The sequence below is a fragment of the Kitasatospora sp. NPDC057936 genome, from assembly GCF_042887525.1.
GTDB lineage: Bacteria > Actinomycetota > Actinomycetes > Streptomycetales > Streptomycetaceae > Kitasatospora.
Genome location: NZ_JBHVPD010000003.1, coordinates 174,681 through 184,065, shown reverse-complemented (window position 1 = coordinate 184,065; position 9,385 = coordinate 174,681). Strand labels below are relative to the sequence as shown.

9 protein-coding genes are annotated in these 9,385 nt (G+C 72.9%); 3 read left to right on the top strand and 6 right to left on the bottom strand.

Annotated elements, in window-relative coordinates; all coding sequences use genetic code 11:
* Positions 1-233: 233 nt before the first annotated feature.
* Positions 234-878 (top strand): LysE family translocator, encoded by a 645-nt coding sequence (locus tag ACFVU9_RS03080; RefSeq protein ID WP_380493547.1) that lies wholly within the window; start codon positions 234-236, stop codon positions 876-878.
* Between the two features lie 79 nt (positions 879-957).
* Here ACFVU9_RS03080 and ACFVU9_RS03075 read toward each other — a convergent pair whose 3' ends face one another.
* Together ACFVU9_RS03075 and ACFVU9_RS03070 are read right to left on the bottom strand one after the other, a co-directional pair.
* Complete coding sequence (locus tag ACFVU9_RS03075) at positions 958-1,287, bottom strand: antibiotic biosynthesis monooxygenase family protein (protein ID WP_380439407.1); 330 nt, start codon at positions 1,285-1,287, stop codon at positions 958-960.
* A gap of 41 nt (positions 1,288-1,328) precedes the next feature.
* Positions 1,329-1,739: a cupin domain-containing protein gene (locus ACFVU9_RS03070; protein WP_387589288.1), complete on the bottom strand. Its 411-nt coding sequence runs from the start codon at positions 1,737-1,739 to the stop codon at positions 1,329-1,331.
* Positions 1,740-1,801: 62 nt separating this feature from the next.
* Here ACFVU9_RS03070 and ACFVU9_RS03065 point away from each other — a divergent pair, with 62 nt between their 5' ends.
* On the top strand, positions 1,802-2,278 hold the full coding sequence (locus ACFVU9_RS03065; protein ID WP_380493516.1) for a MarR family winged helix-turn-helix transcriptional regulator: 477 nt from the start codon (positions 1,802-1,804) through the stop codon (positions 2,276-2,278).
* Between the two features lies 1 nt (position 2,279).
* Here ACFVU9_RS03065 and ACFVU9_RS03060 read toward each other — a convergent pair whose 3' ends face one another.
* Positions 2,280-4,373 carry an MFS transporter gene (locus tag ACFVU9_RS03060; RefSeq protein WP_380506462.1) on the bottom strand — a complete coding sequence of 698 codons (2,094 nt, stop codon included), beginning with the start codon at positions 4,371-4,373 and terminating at the stop codon, positions 2,280-2,282.
* A 333-nt stretch (positions 4,374-4,706) separates the two neighbouring features.
* Between ACFVU9_RS03060 and ACFVU9_RS03055 the strand changes: the two genes are divergently transcribed.
* Positions 4,707-5,879 (top strand): peptidoglycan-binding protein, encoded by a 1,173-nt coding sequence (locus ACFVU9_RS03055; protein ID WP_387589283.1) that lies wholly within the window; start codon positions 4,707-4,709, stop codon positions 5,877-5,879.
* A 122-nt stretch (positions 5,880-6,001) separates the two neighbouring features.
* Here ACFVU9_RS03055 and ACFVU9_RS03050 read toward each other — a convergent pair whose 3' ends face one another.
* The 3 genes from ACFVU9_RS03050 to ACFVU9_RS03040 form a co-directional block, all read right to left on the bottom strand.
* Positions 6,002-6,586, bottom strand: a complete 585-nt coding sequence (locus ACFVU9_RS03050; RefSeq protein ID WP_380439397.1) for a TMEM165/GDT1 family protein — start codon at positions 6,584-6,586, stop codon at positions 6,002-6,004.
* Between the two features lie 117 nt (positions 6,587-6,703).
* Positions 6,704-7,561: an ABC transporter permease gene (locus ACFVU9_RS03045; RefSeq protein ID WP_380439448.1), complete on the bottom strand. Its 858-nt coding sequence runs from the start codon at positions 7,559-7,561 to the stop codon at positions 6,704-6,706.
* A gap of 56 nt (positions 7,562-7,617) precedes the next feature.
* Positions 7,618-9,234, bottom strand: coding sequence for a dolichyl-phosphate-mannose--protein mannosyltransferase (locus ACFVU9_RS03040; protein WP_387589281.1), 1,617 nt, complete (start codon positions 9,232-9,234; stop codon positions 7,618-7,620).
* Positions 9,235-9,385: the final 151 nt, after the last annotated feature.

Below are 9,385 nucleotides of genomic sequence, written 5' to 3'. Positions count from 1 at the left end.
CTAACACTCCTCCCCCCCCCCGGCCGGGCCGCCCGGGGCGCGGTCCTGTTGGGCGGTGCTCTTTCCAGTTTGTGTGCGCCCGCGCGTCCCCCCCCGCCCCACCACTGTGACCGAACTGCCCCGGATGCAGCGTTTCGACCCGGCCCGGGGTGCGCGCCGTCACCGCCTGGAGCACCGCTGGTCGGATGCCGGGTGACGTCCGGTGCGCCGCGTCTGACAGGGTGGCGCGTGTGATGATCTCATCGGCGGCAGCCGGCGGAATGGCCCTGGTCGAACTGGGAATGGCGCTGACGCCGGGCCCGAACATGGTGTACCTGGTGTCCCGGAGCGTCAGCCAGGGCCGCGCGGCCGGGCTTGTCTCGCTGGTCGGGACTGCGGTTGGCTTCCTTGTGTACATGACTTTGGCCAACCTGGGGTTGGCGGTGGTCTTCGTTGCCGTCCCATGGCTGTACATCGGCTTCAAGGCCGCCGGCGCGGCCTACCTCGCCTTCCTGGCCTGGCAGACACTCAGGCAGGGAGGCCGCGGGTTGTTCGAGCCACGCGGCCTCCAGCGCGATTCGCACTGGAGGCTGCTGCGGATGGGGCTGATCACCAACCTGCTCAACCCGAAGGTCGCCATCCTGTACCTCGCGCTCATCCCGCAGTTCATCGATCCCGCTCGCGGCCACACCACGGCCCAAGGGTTCGCCCTCGGCGCCGTACAGATCGCGGTGGGCCTCACCGTGAACGGGCTGATCGTGCTCGCGGCCGGGTCGATCGCCGGCCTGCTCAAGAGCCGCCCGGCATGGGCCACGTGGCAGCGCCGGATCACCGGGAGCCTTCTCGGTGCCGCCGCGCTCGTCCTCGCCCGGGAGGTACCCGCCCGCGCGCGGGCTTGACCTCGGCCCACGAACCTTCCTCCCACAGCGAAGCTGCGCGCCCCGAGAGCTCGGGGCGCGCCGCTCGTTCAACGACCACTCAGGCCTTCGGGCCCGCCGACTGGACGACCTCGAAGGACCACAGCGTGGAGCCGGACGCGGCCGGGCGCTTCGGGGCCTCGCCGCCCTCGGCGGGGGCACCGCGGTGGGCGGCCTGCATCGGGCCCTCCATCCAGGCCTTGAAGTCCTCCTCGCTGCGCCAGCGGGTGTAGACCAGGTACTGGTCGGTACCCTCGACCGGGCGCAGGAGCTCGAACCACTCGAAGCCGTCGGAGTTCTCCACCGCGCCGGCGCGGGAGGCGAAGCGCTGCTCCAGCACCTCGCGCTGCTCGGCGGGGACGGTCAGGACGTTGATCTTGACGACGGACATGCTGCTCCTTCTCTCGGGTGCTTCGAGAAGTCTCCTACACCTCACGCGATCCACGGCGGGAGCACCCGCTCGTCGTCCTTCGGTGCCATCCCGCAGGCTCCCTCCGGGGTGACGGCGTCGGGGTTGTAGGCGTGGGCGGGTGAAGGTGAGGCCACGATGGCGGTGAAGCCGTCCTCGGTCGAGATCTGGCGGGCCGCACCGGCCGGGAGGGCGACGGTGTCGCCGGCGAAGAGGGAAAGCGCTTCACCGGCGAGAGAAACGACGGCGGAGCCGCTCAGGAGCGTCCAGATCTGCTCGACGTCCATGGCGTGCAGCGGCCCCTGCTTCCCGGCGCCCATGTCGACATGCCACATCGCAAGGGCAGTTGAGCCCTGGGTCGGCGAGGCATAGGTGGTCATGACGGCGTTCGGCGTCTCGGTGCGGCGCGCGTCGGCGTGACGGATCACGGGCATGGCGATGGAACCCCCTAAGATGGACAATGTCGTTGTCTATATGGTCAATGAGGTTGTCTATCGTGTCAAGCGAACCTGCCCCGCCCGGCTTCGAGCTGCCGCTGCGCCTCCTGCTCGCCTTCCGGACGATCATCGACGAGCTGCACGAGCGCCTGGCCCGCGAAGGACATCCCGACGTGCGGCCGATGCACGGCTTCGTGTTCCAGGCGATCGGGCCGCACGGCACCACCGCCGTCGAGCTCGGCCGCCGCCTCGGCGTGTCCAAGCAGGCCGCCGGGAAGACCGTCGAAAACCTGGAGCAGCTCGGCTACGTCGAGCGCGGCAGCGACCCCGCCGACGCCCGCCGCAAGGTCGTCCGGCTCACCGCGCGCGGGGTGGACTGCCTCGCCCGTTCGGCCCGGATCTTCGACGAGCTGCGCGCCCAGTGGTCCGCCACCCTCGGCGAGGAGCACCTCCGGCAGATGGAGAAGGACTTGCGACTGCTCGCGCCCGGCGACCCGTTCCGGCTCGACACCCCGCGCTGGTTCGGAGCACCGTGAATCAGAACGAGCGGCCCTCGCCCCGGTACGGCGGCTCCAGGCCGCCCACCGGGTCGGGGCGGTCGCGCGGGTCGGCGCAGAGGCCGGAGCTGAGCCGGGTGAGCAGGTCGGCGAGGTCGGCGTACTGCTTCTCGTCCCAGTCGCCCAGCAGCTCGGAGAGCTGGGTGCGCCGGGCCGCGACGAGTTTCAGCGCGGCCTGCTCCCCCGGCTCGGTGAGCCGCAGCGGCAGCCCGCCGTGGCGCGAGGCCAGCCCACGGCTCTCGACCTCGCGGGCCGCCGCCTCGATGACGGCGATCGGCACGACCCGCCGTTCGGCGAGCTCGGCCGGCTCGGCGGAGCCGTGCTGGTGCATCTGGAGGAGCAGCCAGCTGGAGGCGGGCAGCAGGTCCAGGCCGGCGGTGGCGGTGATCCGGCGGAACAGGTCGCGCCGGGCCTCGCGGGTGCTCAACACCGAGAGGGCGCGGGCGATTTCGTCCAGCGAGGAGCGTTCCACCGGATTGAGGCCGATGGACTCGCTCAGGTCCGGTGCCGTCACGGTGGTGCGCAGCGTCTGCTCGCGCAGGAACAGCGACAGCACGAAGGCGACCACCGCGACGGGCACCGCGTACAGGAACACGCGGGTGATCGATTCGGCGTATGCGTGGTGGACGGCCGTCTGGACGGCGGCCGGCAGGCGGCTGACGACGCGCGGGTCGGAGGTGATCGCGTCGGGACGGAAGCCGGGCGGCAGCGGCACGCCACGCAGCGCGTCCGCGAGCCGGGACTTCAGGCCGCTCGCGAAGACCGTCCCGAAGATGGAGACGCCGAACGAGGCGCCGATGGAGCGGAAGAAGGTCGCGCCCGCGGTGGCCACGCCGAGGTCCTGGTAGCCGACCGAGTTCTGCACGATCAGCACCAGCACCTGCATCACCAGGCCCAGCCCGAGGCCGAAGACGAGGAAGTACAGGCTCATCTCCCCCGTGCCGGTGTGCTCGTCGAGCCGCGAGAGGAGCAGCAGGCCGACGGTGGTGACGGCCGTCCCGGCGATCGGGAAGACCCGGTAGTGCCCGGTGCGGGCGACGATCTGGCCGGAGCCGATCGAGGTGGCCAGCATGCCGAGCACCATCGGCAGCATGTGGATGCCGGACATGGTCGGCGAGACCTGCATGACGACCTGGAGGAAGGTCGGCAGGTAGGTGAGCGCGCCGAACATCGCGAAGCCGACGACGAAGGAGATCACCGCGACCAGGCTGAACGTCCGTGAGCGGAACAATCGCAGCGGCAGGACGGGCTCCTGCGCCGTCCGCTCGACCTGAACGAAGGCGACGAGCAGGACGAGCCCCAGCACGCCGAGCCCGACGATCTGCCAGGAGCTCCACGCCCACGTGGTGCCGCCGAGCGAGGTCATCAGCACGAGGCAGGTCGCGACGGAGGCGATCAGCGCGGTGCCGAGGTAGTCGATCCGGTGCTCGCGCTTGACCTCGAGACCGTGCAGCACCGCCGCGATGACGACCAGGGCGACCACGCCGATCGGCAGGTTGATGTAGAAGACCCAGCGCCAGCTGAGGTTGTCGACGAACAGGCCGCCCAGCAGCGGCCCGAGCACGCTCGTCACGCCGAACACGGCGCCGAACAGGCCCTGGTACTTGCCGCGGTCGCGGGGCGAGACGAGGTCGCCGACGATCGCCTGCGACAGCACCATCAACCCGCCGCCGCCGAGGCCCTGGAGCGCCCGGAAGGCGATCAACTCGCCCATGTCCTGGGCGATTCCGCAGAGCACCGAGCCGAGCAGGAAGATGACGATGGAGGCCTGGAAGAACCGCTTCCGGCCGTACATGTCGCCGAGCTTGCCCCAGAGCGGGGTGGCCGCGGTCGAGGCGAGCATGTAGGCGGTGACCACCCAGGACAGGTGTTCCAGGCCGCCGAGGTCGCTGACGATCGTGGGCAGCGCGGTGGAGACGATGGTCTGGTCGAGCGCGGCGAGCAGCATCGCCAGCAGCAGGGCGCCGATCGGCACCCAGAGGTTGGGGACGGTGACCGCCGGCGGGCCGGGCTCGGGCGCCGGGCTCCGGCCGAAGGCCGCGGGAGGGTCCCGAGGGTCCGGCGGGTCCGTCATGGCGCCTCCTGGCGTCTGCGTGGGGTCGCGGGCCGGGCGGGAGCGGACGGCCCGGGCGGATGATCACTCCCAGCCACCATGCTGTCAGAATTGCCCTGCTTTGTGCCGCCTGATTGAGCCGAACGTAAGCGCCCCACCTGTCAACCGAACACGGACCGTTCACCTGGTGCCAACCACCACCAACCGGCACAACCCCACCGCGGACGGCCGGACGGCCCTGTCCACCCTCCGGGACGTCCTGCATAATCAGGCCCGATCGTGCGACCCGGGACCGCCCGGCCGCGCGCCAGAGAGCACGAGAACCGCGAACCGAGATCCGAGGAGGGCCGGCCCATGCCGGACCAGCACTGCCCGACGTGCGGCACCGCACGCACCGCCGGGTGCGGCTGCCTCCCGGACCGGAGTCTCGACGAGACCGCCGTCCTCCCGCACGTCGAGGGCCCGCCACTGGTCCGCCCGTACGTGCCGCAGGCAGCCGGCCAGGTCGCGGAGGAGCCGCCGCACGCCGCAGCGCCGCACACCGCGCCGCACACCGCCGCGCCGCACAGCCCTCCGGCAGCCGCACCCATGGCCGCGCACCCGCCCGTGCCACCGCTCGGGCCCGACGCGGACGCGTACGCCACCACCGTGCTTCCGCCCGTCCCCGGGCCCGCTCAGGACGCGTACGCCACCACCGTGCTGCCGCCCGTCCCCGGCGCCGCCCCGGACGGGTACGCGCCGGACGGGTACGCGCCCGACGCGTACGCCCAGGACGGCTACGCGACCACCGCGATGCCGCCTGTCCCGCCCGTCCAGCCCGGGGACGACCTCGGCTACTTCCCGTTCGACAACCCCGCCCCCGAGCCCGACCCGGAGGCCGCCCCCGTCGCCGGCCGGGCCGCGCGGAGGGCCGCCGAGCAGGCCGAGCAGAGCCCGCTCGCCCGGCACAAGCTGCTGGTCGCGGGCGCCGGCGCGGGCCTGCTGGCGCTCACCGTCGGCCTCGCATACGCCGTGACGCCCTCGTCGCCGCCGGCGCAGAAGGCGCTGCCCGCGCCCACGTCGCTCGCCCCCGCGCCGGCGGACCCGACCACCGATCCCGCCCCGCAGCCGAGCGCCGCGGCACCGACGAGCGACACCCCGAGCCCGACGGCCACCCGGACGGCCAAGCCGAGCCCGACGAGGACGCCGACGCCCACCCCGTCCCACACCCCGACCCCGACGCCGACGCCCACCCCGACGCCGACGCCGACCCCCACTCCGACGCCCACGCCCACCCCGACGCCGACCCCAACCCCCACGCCGCGTCTCCTGCAGCTCGGGATGGCCGGCGCCGACGTCAAGGCGATGCAGCAGCAGCTCTACGCCGCCGAGTGCGGATTCGTCGACAAGTCGATCGTCACCGGCACCTTCGACTACTGGACGCAGTCGGTGCTGATCAGCTACCAGCACGACAACCGGATCAAGGGCGAGAACGGCGTCTACGGTCCCAAGACCCAGGCCACCCTCGCCGCGGACCCGGGCTGCTGACCCCGGCTGCTGATCCGTTCCCGGTAAGGGCGAGCTGATCCGCCCCCCGCTAAGGGCGAGCCGATCCGCCCCCGGTAAGGGCGAGCCGATCCCGCCCCGGAGAGCCGGAACGGGCGGGCGCGTCAGCCCGTGACGGCCCCGACGATGCTGACGCCCGCCAGCACCACCATGATCGCCGCCGCGACGCGGACGATCAGCTTCATCGGCACGTGCTTCAGCAGCTTCTGCCCGCCCACGATCGCGATCCCGCCGACCGCGCACAGCGCCAGCCAGGAGCCGATGCCGACGGCCAGCGGATCGGCGTACTTGGCGGCCAGGTTGGCGGTCATGATCTGGGTCAGGTCGCCGAACTCGGCCACCGCGACGACCACGAAGCTCGCCCCGGCCACCTTCCAGAAGCTGCTGGAGGACGGCTCCTTGGCGGCGTGCTCGTCATCGTCGCCGCCACCGTGGAAGAGCAGCATCGCGGCGCCGGCCAGGAACAGCGCGCCGGTGACGCCCTCGACCCAGCGGTGCGGCAGGAGCGAGAGCAGGTGCCCCGCCACCAGGGCGATGCCCACCTGGACGGCGAAGGCGGCGGCGATGCCGGCGAAGACGTAGCTCGCGCGGTACTTCGTGCCGAGGACCAGGCTGGCCAGGGCGGTCTTGTCCGGCAGCTCGGCCAGGAAGATGATGCCGAACGTCAACGCGGCTACGGTCACACTCATCGGAGGATTCCCTCGGTCGGGCCGCCGGTCCGCGGCAGCTCCGTCAGGGGACGCCTCGGCCCGACAGCACTGGAAACGGTCACAGCACTGCGGCCGAAGGTCTCGCCGGCACCGGTCTCACGACCGCGTGCCCCGGGCGCCGGGCCCGTGGGGGCCAGTATGTCGACGGTCCGGTGGAGGGCTACTCCCCTTCAACGCCGTCCAGGTTACCCGACGCCGGGCGGGCTCCCCACCCGGTGGGAGGTCGGCCGCCGTCACCAGCCCGCGCCCGACCAGCTCCAGGACCACCACGACGGCGGCCGCCTCCACCGCCAACAGGCCGACCAGCACGAACAGTTGGACCGCGCCGGCCTGCACCGGCGAGGACCCGCCGAGCAGCATGCCGACGAAGGCGCCGGGGAGCGTCACCAGGCCGACCGTCCGCGTCTGGTCCAGGGCGGGGACGAGCGAGGTCGCGGCGGCCGTCCGGCAGATCTCCAGCCGGGCGTCGCGCTCCTCGAAGCCGAGCGCCAGCGCCGCCTCCACCTCGCCGCGCCGCTGCCGCAGTTCGTCCAGGGCGCGCCGCCCGGCGAGCGAGGTGGCGGTGAGCCCGCCGCCGATCAGGATCCCCGCGACCGGGATGACGGACAGGCCCTTCGGCGGCAGCAGTCCGACGGCCAGCAGCAGGACGAGCACCGGCAGCACCCCGGCGCCGATCGGGGCCGCCGCCCACACCCAGCCCGGCCCCGGGGTCATCCGCCGCCCGGCGGTGCGCACCGCGACGGTGAACATCAGCAGCACGAACAGCGCCGACCACCACAGGGAGCCGACCACCCAGGTGATCACCGCGGCGACGGCCGCCAGCTGCACCACCGCCCGCAGCCCGGCCCGCAGCACCGCGTGCCCGTGCCCCAGCAGGCCCCACCCGGCCACCGCGACGGCGGCCAGCAGCAGGACGGCGGCCACCACCCCGAGCACCGGGGTGACGGGCAGCAGTTGTCCGCCCGACGCGGCGAGCGCGGAGCCCGCCCAGGACCGTCCGGTCAACGGGCTCAGATCCAGCTGGTGAACCACATCCGGTCCTGCCAGGACGTCAACGGGATCACCTCCGCCGTGTAGAGCGGGTAGAAGAAGGCGAAGCACCCGACGATCGCGAGCACGATCAGCCCGGCCGCCGCCGCGCCGATCCGCCGCCGCTCGGGGGTGCTGCCGGCCGGGCCGAGGATCGCGCCGAGCATCTGGGCGACGGCCAGGCACAGGAACGGCACCAGCACGACCATGTAGAAGGAGAAGACCGTCCGCTCCTGGTACTGGAACCAGGGCAGGTAGATCGCGGCCACCGCGCACAGCACGGCGCCCGAGCGCCAGTCGCGCCGGAAGAACCAGCGCCACAGCAGGTAGACGAGCGCGAAGCAGGCCGTCCACCAGAGCAGCGGCGTGCCGAGCCCGAGGATCTGCGCCGAGCAGCCGCCGGGCGTGGTGCAGCCCCGGGTGCCGATCGGGACCTGCTCCCAGTACATGGAGACCGGGCGGCCCATGACCAGCCAGCTGAACGGGTTGGACTGGTAGGTGTGCGGGGTGCTCAGCCCGGTGTTGAAGTCGTACATCTGCGAGTGGTAGTGCCACAGGCTGCGCAGCGGCGCGGGCACCCAGCTCATCGAGACCTGCGGCAGCGGGACGCCGAGGACGCTGTCCGGCGAGAGCCCGGCGCGGTCGTCGGCCCAGTGCCGGTCGTACCCGCCGCCGCCGTTGGCGCCGTTGGCCAGCCAGCCGCTCCAGGCGCCGACGTAGACGACGACCGCGGAGCCGACCATGGCGAGGAAGGCGGGGACGGCGTCCCGGCGCAGCATCGAGCGCCAGGGATGGCGGGCGCCGGCGGCGCGGCGGCCGGACTGGTCCCACAGGACGGTCAGGATGCCGAAGGCGGCGAGGACCATGACGCCGTTCCACTTGACCGCGGCGGCGGAGCCGACGAACACGCCGGCGGCGATCCGCCAGGGCCGCAGGCCGAGCCGGACGGTGTCGCCGTCGGTGACGCCGGCCAGCCGGGCGCGCACGTGGTCGCGGTCGATCAGCAGGCTGCCGAACGCGGCGAGGACGAAGAACATCTGGACGCCGTCGAGCAAGCCGACCCGGCTCATCACCAGCTGGAGGCCGTCGACGGCCATCAGGAGGGCGGCGGTGCAGCCGATCAGGGTGGAGCCGAAGAGGCGGCGGCCGATCCGGGCGAGCATGAGCACGGTGACGGTGCCGAGCAGGGCGGTCATGAACCGCCAACCGAAGGGGTGCAGTCCGAAGAGCTGCTCGCCGACGGCGATCACCCACTTGCCCAGCGGCGGGTGGGCGACGAACTCCGGGGCGCTGGTGAGCGGGACGCCCTGCGGGACGGCCAGGACGTCGGCGTTGGCGTGGTCCGGCCAGCTGCCCTCGTAGCCCTGCTTGAGCAGCGACCAGGCGTCCTTGGGGTAGTACGTCTCGTCGAAGACGAAGGCGTTGGGGTAGCCGAGGTTCCAGAACCGCAGCAGGCCGGCGAAGAGCGCGACGCCGATCGGCCCGAGCCAGCCGAACCACGCGGCCCGGTCGGCCGCCGCGACCAGCGGCCCGCGCGGGGCCGGTCCGGGGTCCGGGGCCGGTGCCGCCGGGGGGTGCGTGAGCGCCGCTTGCGTCATTGCCTCGCCGATTCGCCGGTGTACCGCTGTGCCAGTGACCGCCGTGCCGGCCGGGGCCGGGCGGTCGACAGGCACTGACACTATGTGGCGGTGGTCGCGAAGCCAAGCGCGACGGGCGCCGCCCGGGTGACCCGGTCGGCGCCCGTGCGCG

What these genes read in the sequence shown, in the direction of transcription:
- ACFVU9_RS03055 (WP_387589283.1), top strand. Translation starts at nt 4,707, where the DNA reads ATGCCGGACCAGCACTGCCCGACGTGCGGCACCGCACGCACCGCCGGG.
- ACFVU9_RS03040 (WP_387589281.1), bottom strand. Translation starts at nt 9,234, where the DNA reads ATGACGCAAGCGGCGCTCACGCACCCCCCGGCGGCACCGGCCCCGGAC.
- ACFVU9_RS03050 (WP_380439397.1), bottom strand. Translation starts at nt 6,586, where the DNA reads ATGAGTGTGACCGTAGCCGCGTTGACGTTCGGCATCATCTTCCTGGCC.
- ACFVU9_RS03075 (WP_380439407.1), bottom strand. Translation starts at nt 1,287, where the DNA reads ATGTCCGTCGTCAAGATCAACGTCCTGACCGTCCCCGCCGAGCAGCGC.
- ACFVU9_RS03080 (WP_380493547.1), top strand. Translation starts at nt 234, where the DNA reads ATGATCTCATCGGCGGCAGCCGGCGGAATGGCCCTGGTCGAACTGGGA.
- ACFVU9_RS03060 (WP_380506462.1), bottom strand. Translation starts at nt 4,373, where the DNA reads ATGACGGACCCGCCGGACCCTCGGGACCCTCCCGCGGCCTTCGGCCGG.
- ACFVU9_RS03070 (WP_387589288.1), bottom strand. Translation starts at nt 1,739, where the DNA reads ATGCCCGTGATCCGTCACGCCGACGCGCGCCGCACCGAGACGCCGAAC.